This is a genomic window from Glutamicibacter protophormiae, assembly GCF_014647495.1.
In the GTDB taxonomy this organism is placed as follows: Bacteria; Actinomycetota; Actinomycetes; order Actinomycetales; family Micrococcaceae; genus Glutamicibacter; species Glutamicibacter protophormiae.
The window spans coordinates 204,245-224,855 of the sequence record NZ_BMPH01000004.1 but is presented as its reverse complement, the minus strand read 5'-3'; the positions used below and the strand labels follow the sequence as shown (position 1 = coordinate 224,855).

General features: G+C 58.4%; 13 protein-coding genes. 11 read left to right on the top strand and 2 right to left on the bottom strand.

What is annotated here, in order from left to right; all coding sequences use genetic code 11:
• Window positions 1–555: 555 nt before the first annotated feature.
• Window positions 556–1,902: a CDP-glycerol glycerophosphotransferase family protein gene (locus IEY43_RS07120; protein WP_188947913.1), complete on the top strand. Its 1,347-nt coding sequence runs from the start codon at window positions 556–558 to the stop codon at window positions 1,900–1,902.
• Between the two features lie 134 nt (window positions 1,903–2,036).
• Here the strand turns inward: IEY43_RS07120 and IEY43_RS07115 are convergent, their stop codons facing one another.
• Complete coding sequence (locus IEY43_RS07115; protein WP_188947912.1) at window positions 2,037–3,248, bottom strand: CDP-glycerol glycerophosphotransferase family protein; 1,212 nt, start codon at window positions 3,246–3,248, stop codon at window positions 2,037–2,039.
• Window positions 3,249–4,222: 974 nt separating this feature from the next.
• A complete protein-coding gene (gene rfbA, locus IEY43_RS07110) occupies window positions 4,223–5,131 on the bottom strand; it encodes a glucose-1-phosphate thymidylyltransferase RfbA (protein ID WP_188947911.1) in 909 nt (302 codons plus the stop codon).
• Window positions 5,132–5,233: 102 nt separating this feature from the next.
• Here rfbA and rfbB point away from each other — a divergent pair, with 102 nt between their 5' ends.
• From rfbB to IEY43_RS07060, 10 genes are all read left to right on the top strand, one after another.
• Window positions 5,234–6,256 carry a dTDP-glucose 4,6-dehydratase gene (rfbB, locus tag IEY43_RS07105; RefSeq protein ID WP_188947910.1) on the top strand — a complete coding sequence of 341 codons (1,023 nt, stop codon included), beginning with the start codon at window positions 5,234–5,236 and terminating at the stop codon, window positions 6,254–6,256.
• Entirely contained in the window at window positions 6,253–7,686 is a 1,434-nt protein-coding gene (locus IEY43_RS07100; protein ID WP_188947909.1) for a sugar nucleotide-binding protein, read from the top strand. Before rfbB ends, IEY43_RS07100 begins: the two co-directional genes overlap by 4 nt.
• 340 nt (window positions 7,687–8,026) lie before the next feature.
• Window positions 8,027–10,654, top strand: a complete 2,628-nt coding sequence (locus IEY43_RS07095) for a helix-turn-helix transcriptional regulator (RefSeq protein WP_188947908.1) — start codon at window positions 8,027–8,029, stop codon at window positions 10,652–10,654.
• Entirely contained in the window at window positions 10,651–13,323 is a 2,673-nt protein-coding gene (locus IEY43_RS07090) for a LuxR family transcriptional regulator (RefSeq protein ID WP_188947907.1), read from the top strand. The genes IEY43_RS07095 and IEY43_RS07090 overlap by 4 nt, the downstream gene beginning before the upstream one ends.
• 698 nt (window positions 13,324–14,021) lie before the next feature.
• Window positions 14,022–15,422, top strand: coding sequence for a sugar transferase (locus IEY43_RS07085; RefSeq protein WP_188947906.1), 1,401 nt, complete (start codon window positions 14,022–14,024; stop codon window positions 15,420–15,422).
• Window positions 15,423–16,517 carry a Gfo/Idh/MocA family protein gene (locus IEY43_RS07080; protein WP_188947905.1) on the top strand — a complete coding sequence of 365 codons (1,095 nt, stop codon included), beginning with the start codon at window positions 15,423–15,425 and terminating at the stop codon, window positions 16,515–16,517.
• The gene (locus IEY43_RS07075) at window positions 16,514–17,536 is read left to right on the top strand and encodes an NAD-dependent epimerase/dehydratase family protein (protein WP_374189857.1); all 1,023 of its coding nucleotides are present in this window, start codon (window positions 16,514–16,516) and stop codon (window positions 17,534–17,536) included. Before IEY43_RS07080 ends, IEY43_RS07075 begins: the two co-directional genes overlap by 4 nt.
• 68 nt (window positions 17,537–17,604) lie before the next feature.
• Window positions 17,605–18,759 carry a DegT/DnrJ/EryC1/StrS family aminotransferase gene (locus IEY43_RS07070; protein WP_188947904.1) on the top strand — a complete coding sequence of 385 codons (1,155 nt, stop codon included), beginning with the start codon at window positions 17,605–17,607 and terminating at the stop codon, window positions 18,757–18,759.
• A 1-nt stretch (window position 18,760) separates the two neighbouring features.
• Window positions 18,761–19,453, top strand: a complete 693-nt coding sequence (locus IEY43_RS07065; RefSeq protein ID WP_188947903.1) for a NeuD/PglB/VioB family sugar acetyltransferase — start codon at window positions 18,761–18,763, stop codon at window positions 19,451–19,453.
• A complete protein-coding gene (locus IEY43_RS07060) occupies window positions 19,450–20,577 on the top strand; it encodes a DegT/DnrJ/EryC1/StrS family aminotransferase (RefSeq protein ID WP_188947902.1) in 1,128 nt (375 codons plus the stop codon). Before IEY43_RS07065 ends, IEY43_RS07060 begins: the two co-directional genes overlap by 4 nt.
• Window positions 20,578–20,611: the final 34 nt, after the last annotated feature.

Genomic DNA, 20,611 nt, shown 5'->3' with positions numbered 1-20,611 from the left:
GACTGACGTAGTCCCGCGATTGCCCAAGGCATGGAATGCCTGTCAATGGTTTTTGGCTCGCATTTATAATCATTGATTAGGCAGGGCAATAAGTTGTCGACAGGTCGTCAATTGCCAACAACGATTGCGTATTATTTGCCCCAAACTCGGGTATATTGCGAGTGTGGTTTGGAATGATTATCGATATCATTTTGATTCGTTTGTGGAACCGCAGCGAATATCTGGCTGATCGGCAAGCGGCATGCTTCAAACAATTTTCCGCGGATGCAGAAACACTGTTTGGTTGCATTGTTGCAACCTTATTCCGATCTAAATACTTGAGTCCGAAGTGGGGGTAACTGAATGTCGATCATCTTTTAAATACGCGTCAATTCTCCATATTTCATGATAATATTTATTGTTAATATGTGATGTTCGGCACAAGTATCTCGTTGGGGCAAAGTAGTTGCTGGGCGTCGCATTAGTTGGCTGATGATTCAATGGGTAGCTGCAGAATTAGTGGATGAATCGATGGCCTACTAATACTCGAATTCTGGACCCGGGGAGTCTGGCACCATGAAGGATGTACTTCATCAACTCGTAGCAGCAGTAAAAACCGACTCGAGAAATCTTGCGGGAAGATTGGGGCGGAAAGCGGGTCTTCATGAAGCGCTCGGTTGGATAGGTATTGAGAATGGCCGTTCGTTCAATGTCGAGATCGAAAATGTGTCTATTGACGCCACTATCGTTGTGTACTTCGGCGATGAGCCCGACAAGATGTACCAGTTGCTTCAATGGCTACCGATCCTGGAACAGCTGCATGAGTCGTATCGTGTAGTCCTGCTGTTCCGCGACGTTGCAACCTTCCGTCAAATACGCCGACATACCGAATTGCCACGTATGTTCGTCCGTCGTTTTTCCAGTCTGATGGATCTATATGAGGATAACCAGTTCCAGCTTGTTCTCTACGTGAACAACAGCCGGAAGAACTTCCAGTCCTTGGAACACCCGCGTCTTGTACATGTGCATATCAATCATGGTGAAAGTGACAAGCTTTCCATGGTTTCCAACAAGGCCAAAGCTTATGACCGAGTCCTCGTCGCCGGGCCTGCAGCCATTGAGCGATACAAGGCCCGGCTTATTGATTTCGACCTGGACAAGCTGGTGATTTCGGGGCGGCCGCAGCTTGACGTGCGATTCGAACCAACCTTAGCGGCCCATGAAAAATTCACGGTGATGTACGCTCCCACCTGGGAAGGGGAGAACGAAGACAACAACTACACGTCCATTGATTGCTACGGAGTAAATATTGTCCGGGCCCTGCTATCCTGCGACGATTTCAGGGTTATTTACAAACCGCATCCAAGGATCATCGACTCTAGGACGTCGTCCGTGAGGGAGTCGCACGAAAGGATCTGCGCCCTGATCGATCACTCGCGTCGCACCGGATCAAACCACGAATACCACGATTCTGGCAATGTTCTTGCAATGTTTGACTCGATCGATGCGCTGGTAGCCGACGTTTCCAGCGTTGGATTGGATTTTTTGTATCTGTGTCCAAACAAGCCACTGGTCATTACGGATCGGCGACAGAATCTTCCGCAGCTTCTATTGGACACACCGGTAGCCGGCGCCTGCAATGTGATCAGCGCTCGTGAACTTTCGTCCCTGAACACGTTGCTGCCATCATGGATCAAATCTGACGATTTCTCGGAGGAACGACTTGATATACGTAGCTACTATTTTGGAGATATTCGTCGAGGCGAGTCAACCGAACGTTTTTTCACCCATATTGCCGACCTGCTGATGGATCGAAGGAAAAAGCTCCCAGGATACCGGGCATGGCATTCTGCGATGGGGGATGAGGCGAACTCATTCCCTCCGAATCGAAATCACTTCCAGGCACAGACAGAAACTCAATAATATTCCCTGGATTTTCTGTCTTCCAACGGCGACGCCGAGGTCGGAAAGCTCGACGTACCCAACCTGAACGTGCTGCATTGCGGACCTCGCGCTGACTTGAATTTGGCACGGGAATGTAATGCGCCGAAAGCAGGTTATTCGACGATTTCCTGATTTCGCTTTTTCACAGATTCCGACCGAGTCGCCAACAATTGATCAATGGCGTCTAGGAATGCCTGAGTCGAGGTTAATGAATTGTTCGTCCCGAAATAGTAGGATCGCATTTCAGCGCGCACCGCAATCGATTCTGGTTGGCTGTACTCGGCCCACCGCGTAAGAATCTCTTCTTCGTTGCCCACAGTGATAACTGGACAAGCCTTGCTGATCGGGGCGTCAGTATTCAGGAGGGCCTGGTTATTTCTCCTGTCGGTGAGTACCAAGGGCTTCTCAGGGCATAGGTATAAGTAATCAAGCCCGACGCTAGAGATGTCGGTGATCATGCCGTCGGTGCTTTGGAAGTGGGCAAGGATGTCCCCTGCCTCCACATAGTTATTGGGGATTCCCTGCTCGGAGCTTTCTTCGAGAATCTGAACAATTGCCAAGTGGGCCTCAGTGACGGCCTTATTCGTCGAGCTGGCAATTCGAGGATGCGGTTTGTAGAGCACCCGGGTATCAGGCTGTGAAAGAATGGTCTGCACGATTTTCACACCATACACGTCGATGGAAGTGTAGTTGTTTTGTTCGTTCTCGCCTTCCCACGTTGGAGCGTACATGATCGTCCGACCCTTGAATGGATCGATGATCGGATCGTAGTCGTTATCCAATTGAGGTCGACCAACACTCACGAGCTTGGACAGATCAAAGTCGTAGAGCGCGCGGCGGTGACGCTCAATGGCGGCCTGTCCGGCGACGAAGACCTTGTCGTATGCCTTCGCTTGGTTTGAAACCATCGAAAGCTTGTCGCTTTCTCCGTGATTGATGTGCACATGCACCAACTGCGGTGCACTCAAGGATTGGAAATTCGCGACGCCGTTGTTGACATACAGGCAAATCCGAAAATCGTTGTGATTGTAGAAAGTGACCAGATCTTCAAAGCGGCGCAGGAAGATTTTCGGCAGGCTGGTTAGCTGGCGAAAGTAACGAAGTGCTTGAACCTTACGGAAGACCAGCACCACACGATGATGCCTGTTGAGCTCTTCCAAGGTAGGTAGCCACTGTTCAAGCTGATAACTCTTCTGCACCGCGTCGCTGAAATATACTACGACAGATCCACTGACGGATATTCGATCTAGCTCATGATTAGCCGCAATAGTTGGTTCGAGCCCGAGCCACTTCCTGGCCGTAGCTCCCGGCTTCGATTGAATCATTGACTTAGCTTGGTCGCCTAGCCAGTCCCTAACGCTCAAGAATCCTCCTGATCGTATTCGTCGTGTCCTGCCTGCATAGCGGAAAACAAATTTTCGCAAATCCGCTTCTTTGAATGCCAACTGTACCGTGCGGAACCATGATTACTCTGGGCAGTCGCTGCGAGCCGCCCGCATGTTGCTTTGAAAACCAGAAACTGCTTCGGTGCCGCGTAAAACTAGAGTGGTACGTTGTTTGCCCAATTCGGCATTCATGACCCCAGCCATTGAAATTGTTTAGCTCCACCGTTGGCATGTGAAGTGCGCAGAGCAGGGCAACATCATGCATTGACACCGTCAGTTTGCTAGCAATTTACAGTGCATCGCTCCACGACCGTAGTAGAACCCAATTGGATCGCTGACGCACCTATTCGTTGAGACTTCTGTGCTACTCAAATAGGACTACGCCAGCGCGCGATGTCCAGATGTATTCGTGCTTCGGCGATGAAGTAATGGTTCTTTTGGATGGATATCTCAACAATTCTCATGTCGCGACGACGAGATTCAACATAAATTGTGACCATTTTCAACTGCCGCAGACAGTTCCGGAGCAGTAGAAGTTTCAGACAAACTTGAGCTGACTTTTCCGATGATACGTGTCTCAGTAACCCGTGAGTCATTAACAACGGTAGACGGTATCCCAGACGACTCCGTGTTGCGTCTGTCGCGCGGAATTCCAAAATACGTCCAAGGGCGTCTACCTCGGTGAAATCACGTTCTTTCCAGGGACGTTCTACTACAAGGACCGGAAGATCATGCATGATGTCGAGGCCGACAGGCTTGGCCGCCTTTGGGCCCGTGCTGAAGAACGCCTCGAAATTGCCAAAACGACTGGCTAGATCCGTTAGGGCCGGCCAACACGAAAGCGGGAGCCTTGGAATAATCATGAGTGATTATTCCAAGGCTCCCGCATCCGTATTTACCGTTTACAGAAGTATCTAGACACTCAGCGGATCCGCGGCAGCGTGATATGGATCTGCGAACCTGTGATCGAGCAGCTCTTTGAGATAATCTCCGTAGCCGCTCTTGCCGAGCTCGACGGCCAAGCTGCGCAGGTGTCCATCGTCGATGAACCCCTGACGCCAGGCGACTTCTTCCGGAGCACCGATTTTCAAACCCTGTCGGGCTTCGACGGTACGAATGAAATTGGACGCATCGTTCAAAGATTCGAAAGTTCCGGTGTCAAGCCAAGCGGTGCCCCGGGCCAGGACATTCACATTCAGGCTTCCCTCGTGGAGATACAGGCGGTTGATGTCTGTGATTTCCAATTCGCCCCGCGGAGATGGAGCGAGTGTCTGCGCCTTGCCGACCACGGAATTATCGTAGAAATACAACCCGGGTACTGCGTAGTGGCTCTTCGGTTCAGCCGGCTTTTCCTCCAGGGAAACAGCTCGGTGGGACTCGTCGAATTCCACCACGCCGTAGGCCCGCGGGTCTTTGACCCAGTAGCCAAATACCGTGGCTCCAAGCTGGTCTACGTATTTCCGCAGTTGAGTACCGAAGCCCGGTCCGTGGAAGATGTTGTCGCCCAGCACAAGGGCAACGGACTCATCCCCAATGTGATCGGCACCGATAATGAACGCTTGCGCTAGTCCTTCCGGCTTCGGCTGCACCTTGTAGCTGAGCCTGATCCCGAACTGCGAGCCGTCGCCGAGCAAGCTCCGAAATTGCGCCTCGTCTTGAGGCGTTGTGATGATTAGAATGTCCCGAATACCAGCCAGCATCAAAGTTGATAGCGGGTAGTAAATCATGGGCTTATCAAAGACTGGCACCAGTTGTTTTGAGATGCCCTTCGTAATTGGGTGCAGACGCGACCCGGTTCCCCCAGCAAGTATGATTCCCCTCATAATTCGAGCGTAGCAACGACGCAATACTGGTTGTCAGCGTATCCGTACTCGAAAATCTCTAGGTCTGCACAACGCGCGCGTAATGCTGGTTAGCGTAGGGCTATGAATAGAATCCTTGTGACTGGGGGAGCGGGATTCATTGGGGTCAACTATGTCCACCACATGATCAAGCACTCCGACAGCGCCATCACAATCCTTGACAAGATGACCTATGCGGCGAATCGGCTATCTCTGGAGGGCCTTCCGAACAACCGGGTCAAGCTGGTTGTCGGGGATATTGCCGACGCGGCCCTCGTCGACGAACTGGTCGCGAAGCACGATGTCGTTGTGCATTTCGCGGCGGAATCGCACAACGACAACTCGCTGCACGATCCGGGTGTCTTCGTACGGACCAATGTTGTGGGGACCTTTGAGCTGCTTGAAGCGGTACGCCGGCACAACGTGCGGTTCCACCATATTTCCACGGACGAGGTGTATGGAGATCTGGCTCTGGACGATCCGCAGCGGTTTACCGAAACCACGCCTTACAATCCATCAAGCCCGTACTCGTCGACCAAGGCATCAAGCGATCTCCTGGTTCGCGCTTGGGTGCGGTCATTCGGTATCAACGCAACGCTTTCAAATTGTTCCAACAACTACGGTCCGTTCCAGCACGTAGAAAAGTTCATTCCACGCCAGATCACCAATGTCCTGACATGTGACAGGCCAAAGCTCTATGGCGACGGAACCAACGTCCGCGACTGGATCCATGTTCAGGACCATTCGTCCGCGGTCCAACGCATCGTGGAGAAGGGACAGGCCGGACGCACTTATTTGATTGGTGCCGACGGAGAACGCAACAACATCCAGGTTCTGAAAATGATCCTGCGACTCATGGGAGAGCCGGAGGATGCATTCGATCACGTGCTCGACCGCCCGGGCCATGATCTGAGATATGCCATCGATTCCACGACCCTTCGTACCGAACTGGGCTGGGAGCCTGAGTATACGGACATCGAGCTCGGATTGGCGCAAACCATCGACTGGTATCGCACCAATCAAGCCTGGTGGGAGCCGAGCAAGGCGCAAACCGAAAGCCGATATGCACAGCAGCTGGGCAACACCTCGCAGGCGGCCACGGCATGAGCGAGGCCAAGCGACTTGACGTCCAACCAACCGCGATCGAAGGACTGCTTGAACTGACGCTGCCCGTGCATGCAGACGCACGCGGGTGGTTCAAGGAGAACTGGCAACGTGAAAAGATGGTCGGCGCTGGGCTGCCTAACTTTCGTCCGGTGCAAAACAACGTTTCGTTTAATGCCGAGCGCGGGACTACCCGCGGGTTGCATGCAGAGCCATGGGACAAGTACATCTCTGTGCTTTCCGGGAAGATTTTCGGCGCCTGGGTGGATTTGCGCCCGGGTCCGGGATTCGGTGCAGTCCATACCGCGGTTGTCGGGCCGGACTCTGCGTTGTTCATTCCGCGAGGAGTTGCCAATGGCTTCCAGACGCTCGAAGACGAAACCGTTTATTCGTATCTGGTGACCGAGCACTGGACTGAGCAAGCTCGCTCGGAGTACAGCTACGTCAATCTGGCGGATCCCGCCCTCGGAATCGACTGGCCGATCGCTATCGAGGAAGCAATTATTTCCGACGCGGATCGGAATCATCCATCGCTGGGCAACGCTAAGCCGGTTTTGCCGAAGAAGATTGCCGTATTCGGCGGCAACGGGCAATTGGGGCGTGCCCTTGCGCAGTTGGGGAAGCAAGATCCTCGGATCGAGGTATTCACCCGCGGCGAGATCGATCTGGAGCGGCCCGACTTCCTAGAAGGTTTCCCATGGGCTTCGTACAGCCATGTCATTAATGCTGCGGCGATGACGGCGGTGGATGAAGCGGAGAATCCTCTAGGACGGAAGACCGCTTGGCGGGTTAACGCCACGGCGGTTGCGGACATGGCAGCTCGGAGCTCACAGCATGGCGTCAAGCTGATCCATGTCTCCACTGACTACGTCTTTGATGGGAAAGACCAGTGCGTCGCTGAGGACCATCCCATTGCGCCTCTGGGCGTCTATGGCCAGAGTAAGGCGGCTGGTGAGGCTGCAGTTTCTTCGCACCAGGAACATACAGTGGTGCGAACGAGCTGGGTTGTCGGTGATGGCAAGAACTTCGTTGACACGATGTTCAGGCTCGCGACAAGCGGGGTTTCACCGCAAGTGATCGATGACCAGTTCGGACGGTTGACGTTTGCGGAGGATTTGGCGGACGCCATCTTGCACTTGATCAATACGGGGCAGCCCGGCGGGATCTACCACTTGCAAAACGAAGGCCCGGCAGCCAGCTGGTTTGACTTGGCCAAGGCGATTTACGAGCTGTCCGGACACGACTCTGGGCAAGTACGGCCAACGTCGGCTGCCGAATACTCTCGCACTGTGGTAATGGCTGCTCCTCGGCCCCGGAATAGCACTTTTAGCTTGGAAAAGATTCGGGCAACTGGGTACGAACCCACTGCATACTTGGTTCGTCTGGCGGATTACCTCAAGGCTAAGAGTGAAGCCAGTCAAATGGTCGACTAATTTGCGGACCTGATGAGTAACCCAGTAAAAAACGAGTAAACCTTACTGGGATCGGCGGATTCGTGGCGCAGTGCAACTAACGGGGAGGCCTTCGATCTTAACTGTTGACATAAATCATCTAGTCAACTGGTTATCCTAAGTAATCCTGCGCAGTGCACTGGCTGCAAGGCATGGAGGGGCATGTACTTGATTCCTTGCGTAGTCATACTTGGATCGTTTGAAGCGCCCTGAAATATGGTGATTTTTGTCTAATGCGCGCCTAGGATGAAAGCACGCGGATTGGTCGGGGGATCCATCCGCAGTCATATTTGGGGAATGAACCGATTGGGGCGGTTTTTAAATGGAGTACTCGAGAGTACTTATTGGGGAAGATACTCGGAATTCACGCAGGCTTTGGGGCGAGACCAATGCGTTGGTCGCAACTCCAACTGACGCAATTACCGAGATCGGCAGGATTCTAGAAAATCCTGCAAAGTCCGGAGCGGTGGTCTCAGGACCATCGGGCAGTGGCAGGCGCGCAAGCGTAGAAGCGGCGCACAGCCAACTCATTGATCCGCAACGACTCATTCGGCTCAATGGCAGCAGTTTCGGCCAAAAGATGCCAATGGGAGTTTTGGCGTTTCTGCTGGCACAGCTTGAAACGACTGAACGGCCAAGCCGGCATGAGCTTGTTCATGGACTTGCTCGGGCCTTGTGCCCGGATGGTAAAGCTTCTGTTGTCTTGCTCGGAAAGCCGGAACTCATCGATGAAGAGTCAGGGTCATTGCTTGCCCAACTTGCGGCGATGCACAAGATCAAGCTGATTGTGATCTGCGATGAAATCCAGGATTTGCCGCAGGATATCCTTTCGCTGTTCCGTACCGGGCAGATGGAGCATGTGAGCATCAGCCGCATGACCACCCTGGAGACGCGGGCATTTCTGGAGTCCGAACTGCAAGGGCCGATCTCGGCATTTGCTGCTTCGACGTTGCAGTATCTGGCCGACAGCAACCGTGGGCTGATTCTTAAATTGTCGAGGATTTGGATTTCCAACGGGCAGTTGAGCCAGGAATCCGGAACATGGATTCTTCGGAACCTGGATCTGGGCAATGGGGCTGCAGTGCAAACCATGTTCAATTCCATGACCTCCGGGCTGGAAGACTCCGAACGCGTACTTTTGTATGCACTGGCCATGGGCGGGGCAGTCTCACGAGACATGGTGCACCGTTCCGAGCAGACCGAGGCCATGGATCAGCTGATCGCCAAGGATCATGTCAAGGTCGTTCCGGAGGCGGATCACCGCGTTATGATCGCGATTCCGCTGCTGCGCTTGATGCTTCGGCAGAACATTGATCCGGACATGGAACGCCGCTGCAACGAAGTCGTGGCACAACTGCACAAGGATCCTGCGACGGCCGTGGCGCTATCAGGGATGTCCATTTTGTCGGATCTGGGTCAGAACACCGAGCTGCTTGTAATCGCGGAAAGGTATTCACGCAACGGGTACGCCAGCGAGAAATGGGTTGAGGCACCGTTTGCCCGCATCCGCATTTTGAAGCTTCACATCCGAGTATTGCTTCTGCAGGGCGACATTCCTGCTGCCCTGCGCCTCGTGCAGGAAGCACATGAGAATCTTCGTTCAGCCATTGACGATGCGTGGTCCCAGGATCGGCTTTTGCGCGCCCAGCAAGAGCTTGAGTTACTGGCCCAGCTGGTTGACTCGGCTCAAGCCGAGACTATTGCAGGGGCGGAAGAAAAGACTGTCGATGAAACCCCGGTCCATCTGAAAGGGTGGATGACCCGGGGACTGCACTTGCGAGCCATGGCTTTGCAGTCGACCAACCTCGCCGCGCGGGCGCACCAGACCGACGCTCTGGCGATCGTCGATCATATCGGCAATGAGCTCAGAACTCGCCGCTTGGGCATGGCCGCTTACGGCGGTATGTGCGCTGACGACCTGGGAGAGATAGAAGAACAGCTGCTCCTCACCGAAATGCTGTGTGGAAAGTACGCCGAGGCATTGGTCAGGGCGACTGAGCTTGCGGCCGGGAAGTTCGCCAATCCGCAATTGATCGCCCGGGCAGAGAGCCATAGGGGCATTCTGTTCGCCTTACAGAGCGATCATGAACGTGCGCTGAAGATTCTTGAACCCTGCCTCTGGCAAGCGCTTCAGCAGGGGGAATCCGCAGACAGGGTTGCAATGGAAGCCGTAGTTTCGCACGCCCTGATGGGGTTGGGACGGCGGACCGAAGCTGCAGAACTTCTGGCACAAGAACAGGAAGAAAGCTCGGTCACTGGGCTGGTGAACTTCCACAGCTGGGTAGCGGAAGTCTTCTCCTCCATGAGCCTGGCCGCAATCGGATCGTCAGCGCTGGCGATCTCGAAGTTGGTATCCATTGCCGATCGATCCCGCGCATCTGGATACCTGACGCTGGAGATGGGCAGCTTGGCGTGCGCACTTCGACTGGGGTATGAAGACAACGATTCCCGTTTGGGCGCCGTAGCCGCAGAATGCCAGGGAGACACGGCAGAAATGTACGCCGAGCTCGCGAAGCATCATCATGGCGAACCAGCTGACCTGTTTGCAGCGCTCCGCAACCTTGTATCTGCCGGTCACCTTCTCATGGGAGCAGGCCCTGGCAATGCGCTGGTTTCGTCGCTGACGACAAAGGACCAGCGTAAGCTGGCAAAGCTCGTGGGTACGCTCAAGCGCCCTGCGTACCTCGCGGATAACAATCGGGCCGATGCCCCGGATCCTGCGAAAACCGGCGCACCGACGTGGGCCGGAGAGTTGACCAAGCGCGAGTCGCAGATTGCCTTGCTGGCAATTTCGGGGAAAACGAACCTTGAAATTGCGCGAGTAAATGGTGTTTCGATTCGTACCGTCGAAGGACACCTGTACCAGGTGTATTCGAAGCTGCAGGTACGCAATCGGCAAGAACTCACTGCCTTGGATCGTGCCAGCCGACGTGCGGCGGGACAGCTATGAGCACCATAGATTACAAGAGCCGCAGTAAGTCCAGCGAGTACCACGACCTGTTGCATGTCGTCAGCACCCCGGAGCCGAGCGGTGCCCTGGTGCTTGGCGGCGTGGGGATGGGCAAGACCAGTTTGGTTGACGCGGTCATGGGCAGCATCGGGCTCAGCGAGCCTGCAATGAAGCTCTACTGCAGCCCAACACTGGCTTCAGTGCCCTACGGCGTGCTGTCGCCATATCTCGACGCCCTGGAATCAGTGGAAGAACCCGTGCAGGTGCTGCGGGAGATCAACCACGTTCTGGCCAGCGTTCCCGATAGCGACCAGCCAAGGATCGTTGTCGTTGAGGATGCCCACTTCCTGGATGCGCAGAGCTGTTTCGTGCTTTCCACCCTGATGGAGAATGCCGCGATCAAGCTGATTGCACTGGGCACTGGCGTCCTGGAACCAGAATCGACTGTCGGGCAGCTGGCTCAATCGCCCCTGATGTCTACGATCGTTGTTCAGCCATTGGAAGTATCCGGAACCCGAGCGGTTGCCGAATCCATGATCGGGGGGATCCTTTGTGAAATCTCAGCTGGGACGATCCACCGGCTGTCCGGCGGGAATCCAAGCTTCGTGGAGGCCCTGATTGCTTCCAGTTTGGAGCAGGGACTGCTGGTCCAAGACAAGGAACTGGATTACGGCCCCAGTGCACCTCAGGGGATTTGGATCTTGATCCAAGACGGCATCGGTGCCGACTCGCGGCTCACTGACCTCGTCAGTGAAATCCAACGATTGAGCACCGACGACGAGCGGCGCACCATGGAACTCCTGGCTCTGGGAGGGCCGGCATCCAAGCGGATCCTCGATTGCGGCCGTTTCGAGTACCGGCGGATGACCGACGCCGGCCAGCTGGTCGAAACGCCGGACGGCACTGTGGCACTGGCCTCCGAGCTGCACCGCAAAGTGCTTCGGTTGATGATTCCATCGCAGCGAAGTGCCCAGCTGTACCAGTCATGGCAGCAGTGCACGAATACGTTGGGAGTCGAGCAGTCGGCTTCCCATATGCTTTGGGGGTTGGAACTGGGACAGGTCTTTACGACCGAGCAGATCCTGGAAGCCGCAACTTCCGCCTTAGATGAGGGCGATTATTCGTTGGCTTGGGAGCTTTGCCGGGCTGGAAAACTTGCCCATTCCAGCGGCCAGGGAGCATTGTTCGAGGCAGACGTGCTGCTCGGCCTGGGACGGTTCGAGTCTGCGCGAAACATCCTGTTGAAGTTCGTCGGAGCGGCCAAGGAGCCGCACCTACTGACCTTGGCCTTTAGCCAGCTACTGGTGGTTGTCACCCACCTAGGCAACAACTTGCCCCTGATGCGCGACTACATCCAGCAGTGGCGGGAATGGGTCTTGAATCTTCCAGCCGATACTGAATCGGCGAAGGCCGTGGCGGATCAGCAGTATGCGCAGCAGCTGCTGGACCTGTGGAAGCGGGTGAACTCGGTCAACGCGCAATTCCCCGCGGCAGAAGAATTCGAGCGGATCATTAATGACCCCGAATTTCCCGATGAAGGCCAGATCATCGCCCGGCTGATGTATTGCGATGCCGAAAGCATGGCCGGACGCTCCGAACAAGCACTGGCTATCGCGCAGGATGCCATCGCGCTGATCTCCGACGATCCGAAGGCCCGGACGCTGTATGAAACCCGGTTGCTGTTCCTACAGGGATGGAATCTGCTGCAAATGGGGGAGAATCATAGGGCTCAGCAGCTTCTTGACACCTATCGGTACGGCGGAAAACGTTTTGGCGTACAGCACCAAGGTGTGGTCATCCTGCTCATGGGGCTTGCTGATCTGCTGCAGGGGCGCAGCCAGTTAGCCGTTCGGAGGTTCGCGGAAGCAGTCGCCGAACTACGGTTCGGCGATCCCGCCCAGGTGCTGGTGTGCGCACGGAACCTGCACGCCATGGCACGCCAATATGGAGGAGGCCTCGGCACAGGTTCATCCTTCGTCGTGTTCGAATCCCCTTCTCAGTACCCAGGCCTCCTGGGTGAGACTCCGTCGCACCAGCGAGTTTTTGCCAGGGGGTCGGCCGCGACGATTGGCAGGCCGAAAGGCAACGAGAAGCTCAAAGACTTCCCTGTTTTCGAGCGAATGGCACTTGCCCAAAGGGTTTCGCATCTGTCAGACGACGAGCTGGCCGGCAGCAAGGACCTCAAACGCTTGATGGAGCTTTGCAGCGACCATGAAGGCACGAAGTCGCAATTGTTGCTGCAACTGAGTAAATACCGCGCCAGGAGCGAGCCCCAACCGCTGGAAGAGCTTGCACAGAAAGCGTTCCGAAGCCAAGAAGTACTGATTGGCGTCGAAGCTCTGGCTCGTGCGGCGGTGCGGTACTCGGAAGCGGGGGACTCGCGGACTTGCGGCACACTGCTTCGCCAGGCATCGCGGGTAGTTAACGAGCACCGGATTAATCCGAACAAATACGTTGCACGTGCACTCGCGCTGACCGAGCTGACCGCTCGGGAAGCGGAGATTGTCCAGCTGGCATTGTCCGGGAAAAACAATGCGCAAATCGCTCGAGTGCTGACCGTTTCGCAACGTACCGTCGAGGGCCATCTCTACAGGGTTTTCTCAAAGCTTGGTATTTCCGAGCGTTCGGAACTAGTTGTTGCGGAACTTGATTTTGGGACAGTCCAGTAAGCTGACTACGGGTTTCAAGCAATCTTGAAGTAAGAAACACGCGTGTGCAGGCCGGTGGAGCCTAAGTAGTCTCTATTGTTAGGGAGCGGCGCGGGATCCATGGATTCCGTACTGTCCACGAGAGAACTGGGGACCATGCACGTGGTTAATATCCCTGAGGACTCCTTCCCATAGACGGGGCGGCGGTTAGCGAATCCGCAAGGATTACCCCCCAGCGCAACCGTTCGCCCCTTATACGAAACAGGCTTCATACCGGATCTCCCCCGATCGTTGGTATGGGGCCTGTTTTGTCGTTTGCGGTGCAGGTGCTCCCTAGGTATCGCCTAGGTATCGGTCGAGTATGTTCTCAGAGTTTATTCTCAGAATTCGAGTGATCGGCCACTCGTGCCACCAAGTAACTCGCATCATAAGCTCGAAGTAACGAGAGTTGCGGGATAACGCAAGGGGAAGCGGCTCTCAATTGGGGAATTTGCATCATTTTGGGGGATTGCACAAGATGTTTATTTTTGGGGGGCTTTCACGCGCCTGCACCCGCGCAACGGAATCTTCGCAGGTCGCGGGGTTCGGTCATGTCGCAGCTTAGCGGACGCCTTGAAAGCAATGACTTTGGATCATCCAAGCTGTTCAGCTCAACCAGGACAGCAGGTTCGGGTGTAGCATCCACTGCCGCAGTCGACGGGCGACGTTACGTCCGTCGCTTGGCGATCACGGACTTCATCATCATCGCCGCAGCGAGTGTCCTGCCGGAAGTTTTCGTTCTGGCCGGAGGCCAGATGGATCCAGCCGCGCAACAGTTGTCGCAGCACTTTGCCCTGACCGGAGCCATTGTCGCGGTGGCCTGGATTCTCAGTTTGGTCTTTTTTCAAACCCGGGCCGCCGGCCGGATTGCCGTAGGAATGCAGGAATACAAATTCCTGGTCTACGCAACCGCGGCGGTTGCCGGAGGCATCGGGTTGATCGCGATCATCACAGGAAACCTGGACTACAAGTTGTTCATCCTGCTGAGTTTGCCAGTCGGTCTCGGAGCGCTGCTTCTGGGGCGTTGGGGTTGGCGCCAGTGGTTGTCACGGCAACGCAAACGCGGCTTCGCGTTGAGCAACGTTCTGGTCTATGGACAGATCAAGGACGCACCCTACGTCGTTCGCCAGATTTCCAAGCAGTCCGGTCCCGCCTACCGCGTAGTCGGCGTGCTCTTGGATGGAGACAAGGACGCAGACTCCGAGCAGGCCCTGCGGGCCGTGGACCCGACGCTCCCGCTGTCCTATGAATCCGGAGCCATTGAGGATGAAGTCAACCGCTACGGGGCAGACTCCGTCGTGGTCGCCGGTCCTTTGGCAGGTGGAAATACCGCGCTGCAGGAACTCGGATGGCGTCTGGAAAAGACCGGTACCAAGCTCATCGTTGTTTCCTCGCTGACCAACGTGGCCAGCCGGCGCGTGCGGACCAGCCCTGTTGACGGGATGCCGCTGCTGCATGTCGAACTGGCCCGGTTCACCGGGTGGAGGTTCTGGCTCAAGCGCGGGTTTGACATCGTTTTCGCCTCGCTGGCGCTGCTGGGCTTGTCCCCGGTATTCCTCATCATTGCCCTGCTCATTCGGATGGATGGCCCGGGCAAGATCTTCTACAAGCAGGAACGCGCAGGACTAGACGGGCAACCGTTCTACATGCTCAAGTTCCGCTCAATGGTGGAAAACGCCGAGGAGCGGCTGGCGGAGCTGGAAGCCCAGAACGAAGGAGCTGGACCTCTATTCAAGCTCAAGGACGACCCCCGCGTGACCCGTATCGGTCGCCTGCTGCGCAAGCACTCGCTCGACGAGCTGCCGCAGTTCCTGAACGTCCTGCGTGGCGACATGTCGGTGGTCGGTCCGCGGCCGCCGCTGTTCAAGGAAGTCGAAAGCTATACGGGACACGACCACCGTCGCCTTTACCTGAAGCCAGGCGTCACCGGACTGTGGCAGGTCAGCGGACGGTCCAACCTGGACTGGACCGAAAGCATCCGCCTGGACCTGTACTACGCGGAGAACTGGACGGTCCTGAGCGACCTGCGCATCGTATGGCGCACCTTTAAAGTCATGATCAAACCGGATGGAGCCTACTAAATGAGCATCGCACCAGATACAAGCATCAACCCCGCACTGCGAGTCGCGGTGGTCGGTGCAGGATACTGGGGACCTAACCTGGCGCGAAACTTTGCAATGAGCAGTGAATGGGAACTTGTCGCCATCTGCGACATGGACCTCGACCGCGCCCGGGCACTGGCCCGCAAGACCGGAGAGCCTGCAGTGGCAGGATCCTTGGATGAGCTCCTGGAAAACTACGAGATCGACGCCATCGCAATTGCCACGCCGGCAAGGACGCATTACGCCATCGCCATGCAGGCGATCGCCGCCGGCAAGCACGTGGTGGTCGAAAAGCCGTTGGCGGACAACAGCGTGCACGGACGCGAAATGGTGCAGGCCGCGGCCGACGCCGGAACCATCCTGATGGCCGACCACACGTACTGCTACACGCCGGCCGTGCTGAAGATCCGCGACCTGCTGGCCGACGGCGAGCTGGGGGAAATCCTCTACATCGATTCGACCCGCATCAACCTCGGACTGGTCCAGCCCGACGTCGATGTGTTCTGGGATCTCGCCCCGCACGACCTGTCCATCCTGGACTTCGTGCTTCCAGGCGGGCTGCGCCCGCTGTCCGTCACCGCGCAGGGCGCGGACCCGCTGCAGGCCGGCAAGTCCTGCATCGGCTACCTGAGCATGCCGCTGGAAAACGGCGCACTGGCCCACGTGAACGTCAACTGGCTTTCGCCGACCAAGATCCGCCAGATGGTGATCGGCGGCAGCAAGAAGACCCTGATCTGGGACGACTTGAACCCGCAGCAGCGCTTGAGCATCTTCGACCGCGGCGTGGACCTGGACCGCCAGGAATTGATCCGCACCGATTCCGAGGACCGCAAGGGCGCCACGATTTCCTACCGGCTCGGGGACACCTGGTCTCCGGCCCTGTCCGAATTCGAACCGCTGGGACTCATGGTCTCGCAGTTCGCAGCCAGCATCCGCGGCAACCAGCCCGCACCCACCGACGGTGAATCCGCACTGCGCGTCCTGCGCGTCCTGGAAGATGCCAGCGCAAGCCTGGCCAACGGATCCTCACCGCAGTACAACACCGAAACTTCCGCAATGGAGAACGCATCATGACTCAGCCACTGGCACGCCTTGAAGGCAAGAAATTCCTGGTCACCGGCGGTGCAGGGACCATCGGTTCGGAAATCGTCGACCAGCTGCTGGCCGCCGGCGCCGACCAGGTGGACATCCTGGACAACCTGGTCCGCGGACGCCGCGGCAACATCACCGAGGCACTGGCCAGCGGCCGGGTCAACCTGATCGAGGGCGACATCGCCGACCGCGAACTGGTCCGCGAGGTCACCCAGGGCAAGGACGTGGTATTCCACCAGGCCGCCATCCGCATCACCCAGTGCGCCGAGGAGCCTCGGCTGGCGGTGGATGTCATGGTCAACGGAACCTACAACGTCATCGAAGCAGCCGTAGAGGCCAAGATCCCGAAGGTCGTTGCCGCCTCCAGCGCCTCTGTCTACGGCATGGCCGAGCAGTTCCCGACCACCGAACGCCACCACCCGTACAACAATGACACCCTGTACGGCGCGGCCAAGACCTTCAACGAGGGCCTGCTCAAGAGCTTCCACGCCATGTACGGGTTGGACTACACGCTCCTGCGCTACTTCAACGTCTACGGACCGCGCATGGACGTGCACGGCGCCTACACCGAGGTGCTGGTGCGCTGGATGGAACGTATTGCCGACGGGCTGCCGCCGCTGATCTTCGGCGACGGCTCGCAGACCATGGACTTCGTGTTCTCCGAGGACATTGCGCGCGCAAACCTGCTCGCCGCCGCCAGCCCGATCCGCGAAGGCGTCTACAACGTGGCCAGCGGCACGGAAACCAGCCTCAAGCAGCTGGCCGAAACCCTGCTGAAGGTCATGGGCTCGGATTCGCACATTGAATATGGTCCGGAACGCGCAGTGAACTCGGTGGTACGTCGCTTGGCGGACACCAGCGCTGCCCGCCGCGACCTCGGTTTCGAATCAACCGTGGGACTGGAAGAAGGCCTGCGCCGGCTGGTGACCTGGTGGGAACCGCTGCGCGAGGAAGTCGCCGCCGGCCGCCTGCTGAAGAAGCCGGTCGCCGCAAGCCACTAGGCAAAACAGCGCGTACGCACTACATTTGTGGATCAACACGCGAACAACGATTTCTTGGGGGAAGAATCATGGATCGCATCAGCGTCATGAAGCCATGGCTGGGGACGGCCGAATCCGACGCGGTAGCAGAGGTCATCGCCTCGGGATGGGTCGCACAAGGCCCGCGCACCGCAGCATTTGAACAGGCATTTGCCGAGCACCAGCAGGCGGGGCATGCGGTAGCGGCCTCGAACTGCACCACCGCACTGCACCTGGCCCTGAAGGTCGCCGGCGTGCAGGCAGGGGATGACGTGGTAGTCCCATCATTCTCATTCATCGCCACGGCCAACGCCCCGACCTATCTGGGGGCGCGTCCGGTCTTCGCGGACGTCGAGGAAACTACGGGCAACGTCACGGCGGAAACCATCCGCGCCGCGCTCACGGACAAGACCACCGCCATCATCGCCGTGGACCAGGGCGGCATGCCGCTGGACCTCGAGCCCTTGCGCAGGCTCTGCGACGAGCGCGGCCTGGCACTGGTCGAGGACGCGGCCTGCGGCGCGGGATCCACCTACCGCGGTGCGCCCGTCGGTGCCGGTGCCGACGTGTCGGCGTGGTCCTTCCACCCGCGCAAGCTGCTCACCACCGGCGAAGGCGGCATGCTCACCACGAACAACGAGCAGTGGGCGCAGCGCGCCCGCCGCCTGCGTGAGCACGCCATGGATGTCTCCGCCGCGGACCGGCATGGGTCCACGCTGGCCCCGCAGGAAAGCTACGGGGAAATCGGCTTCAACTTCCGGATGACCGACATGCAGGCCGCCGTGGGGCTGGTACAGCTTTCCAAGCTTGAACGGATGGTGGAGCGCCGCAGGGAACTGGCGGCACGCTACCAGCAGGCGCTGGCCGGGGTACCGGGGCTGCGCTGCGTGCAGGACCCGGAGTACGGGACCTCCAACTACCAGTCATTCTGGGTTGAGGTGGGCCACCCGTTCCCGCTGGACCGCGAACAGCTGCTGGCCAAGCTGGCCGAGGACGGGATCTCCGCCCGCCGCGGCATCATGGCCTCGCACCTGCAGCCGGCCTACGCCGGGCATTCCGGGTACACGATCCCGCTGCCGGTGACCGAACGGCTGACCGCAAACACGCTGATCCTGCCGCTGTACCACGACCTGAGCGAAGCGGAACAGGACCGCGTGATCGCCAGCGTGCTCTCGGCCAGCGTACTGACCAGCGCCGGAGCATAGCATGGCCCAGGTTCTGCTCGTGGCCGCCAGCGGGCTGGCCAGGGAGGCTCTTGAATCCATCCGCCAGACCGGCGACCACGAGGTGTCCGGCATCCTGGACGACAACGCGGACCTGCACGGCACCCGCGTGAACGGGGTGCCGGTGCTGGGCGGCCTGCAGCTCGCGGCGCAGCGGGGCGAACAGCTGCTGCTGTGCGCCGGGAAGGGCGCCTCGCGGGCGGCCATCGCCCGGCGCCTGGGCCTGCCCGAGGAACGCTACGCAACGCACATCAGCGCCCACGCGGTGCTGGGCGGCAGCGTCAGCGTGGGCGCCGGCAGCATCGTCCTGGCCGGCACCGTGGCCACCTGCGACGTGCGCATTGGCCGCCACGTGGTCTTGATGCCGCGGGTGGTACTCACCCATGATGATGTCCTGGAGGACTTCGCCACGCTGGCCGCCGGCGCCGCCCTGGCCGGCACCGTGCACGTTGGCAGCGAAGCCTACCTGGGCACCAACAGCACGGTCCGCGAAAACCTCAGCATCGGCCGCGGCGCAGTGCTCGGCATGGCCGCGGCGCTGATCGCCAACCTGCCGGCGGAACAGACCTGGGCCGGAAATCCGGCCCGACCGCTGGGCACGGGAAACGCCGGGCCGCACCCGGCCCCGCACACTGAAAAACTTTTGAACGCAAGCCTGAAAGAAGCCACTCGATGACCAACAACTCGCTGACGACCCACGCACCCATTCCACTGGTCGACCTGAAGGCGCAGCAGCGCGAAGTCCAGGAACAGGTTAATGCCGGCCTCGCCAAGATCTTCGAGAACACCGCATTCATCGGCGGCGCCGCGGTGAGCGACTTCGAACAGGCCTATGCGGGTTTCCTCGGCGCCGGACACTGCATCGGGGTGGGCAACGGCACCGACGCGCTGGAGCTCGCGCTGCGCGCCGCCGGTGTGGGCCCGGGGGATGAGGTCATCATCCCGGCCAATACCTTCGTGGCCACGGCCGAGGCCGTGAGCCTGACCGGAGCCACCGTGGTTCCGGTGGACGTGGACCCCCAGCATCTGCTCATCGACCCGCTGGCCGTGGCCGAAGCGGTCACCGAGAAGACCAAGGCGATCATCCCAGTGCATCTGTACGGCCAGACCGCCTTCGTGGAAGAGCTGGAACCCATCGCCGCCGCCTGCGGCGCCGTGATCATCGAGGACGCCGCGCAGTCGCAGGGCGCCACCCGTTTCGGCCGTACCGCCGGAACCCTGGGCCACATTGCCGGCACCAGCTTCTACCCGGGCAAGAATCTGGGCGCGGCCGGCGACGCCGGCGCGGTCCTTACCAACGATGCAGAGCTTGCCGAACGGGTTCGCCTGCTGTCGGCCCACGGCAGCCGCGTGAAGTACGTCCACGAGGCAGTGGGCCGCAACTCCCGGCTGGATGCGGTGCAGGCCGTGGTGCTCAGCGCCAAGCTGGAGCGGCTGGCCGGCTGGAACCAGCTTCGCCGCGAAGCCGCCGCACGATACGCCAAGCTGCTGGCGGATGTTCCTGGCGTGGTCCTGCCGCGGCAGGCGGAGGGCAATGAGGACGTCTGGCATTTGTACGTCATCCAGGTCGAGGAGCGCGACCGCGTGCTGGCCGAGCTGAACGAGGCAGGCATCGGGGCGGGCATCCACTACCCGGAACCGGTGCACCTGACCGGCGCCTTTGAGCACCTGGGCTACGGCGCGGGGTCCTTCCCCGTCGCAGAGCAGGCCGCCGGGCGCATCCTGTCGCTGCCTCTGTACCCGCACATTACCGAGGAACAGCAGCAACGGGTGGTTCAGATACTTAAGCAGGTCCTCTAGCCATGGCGCAACACCGGCTTGAGTCAGGAAAGCC

What these genes read in the sequence shown, in the direction of transcription:
- IEY43_RS07120 (WP_188947913.1), top strand. Translation starts at nt 556, where the DNA reads ATGAAGGATGTACTTCATCAACTCGTAGCAGCAGTAAAAACCGACTCG.
- IEY43_RS07115 (WP_188947912.1), bottom strand. Translation starts at nt 3,248, where the DNA reads ATGATTCAATCGAAGCCGGGAGCTACGGCCAGGAAGTGGCTCGGGCTC.
- rfbA (WP_188947911.1), bottom strand. Translation starts at nt 5,131, where the DNA reads ATGAGGGGAATCATACTTGCTGGGGGAACCGGGTCGCGTCTGCACCCA.
- rfbB (WP_188947910.1), top strand. Translation starts at nt 5,234, where the DNA reads ATGAATAGAATCCTTGTGACTGGGGGAGCGGGATTCATTGGGGTCAAC.
- IEY43_RS07100 (WP_188947909.1), top strand. Translation starts at nt 6,253, where the DNA reads ATGAGCGAGGCCAAGCGACTTGACGTCCAACCAACCGCGATCGAAGGA.
- IEY43_RS07095 (WP_188947908.1), top strand. Translation starts at nt 8,027, where the DNA reads ATGGAGTACTCGAGAGTACTTATTGGGGAAGATACTCGGAATTCACGC.
- IEY43_RS07090 (WP_188947907.1), top strand. Translation starts at nt 10,651, where the DNA reads ATGAGCACCATAGATTACAAGAGCCGCAGTAAGTCCAGCGAGTACCAC.
- IEY43_RS07080 (WP_188947905.1), top strand. Translation starts at nt 15,423, where the DNA reads ATGAGCATCGCACCAGATACAAGCATCAACCCCGCACTGCGAGTCGCG.
- IEY43_RS07075 (WP_374189857.1), top strand. Translation starts at nt 16,514, where the DNA reads ATGACTCAGCCACTGGCACGCCTTGAAGGCAAGAAATTCCTGGTCACC.
- IEY43_RS07070 (WP_188947904.1), top strand. Translation starts at nt 17,605, where the DNA reads ATGGATCGCATCAGCGTCATGAAGCCATGGCTGGGGACGGCCGAATCC.
- IEY43_RS07065 (WP_188947903.1), top strand. Translation starts at nt 18,761, where the DNA reads ATGGCCCAGGTTCTGCTCGTGGCCGCCAGCGGGCTGGCCAGGGAGGCT.
- IEY43_RS07060 (WP_188947902.1), top strand. Translation starts at nt 19,450, where the DNA reads ATGACCAACAACTCGCTGACGACCCACGCACCCATTCCACTGGTCGAC.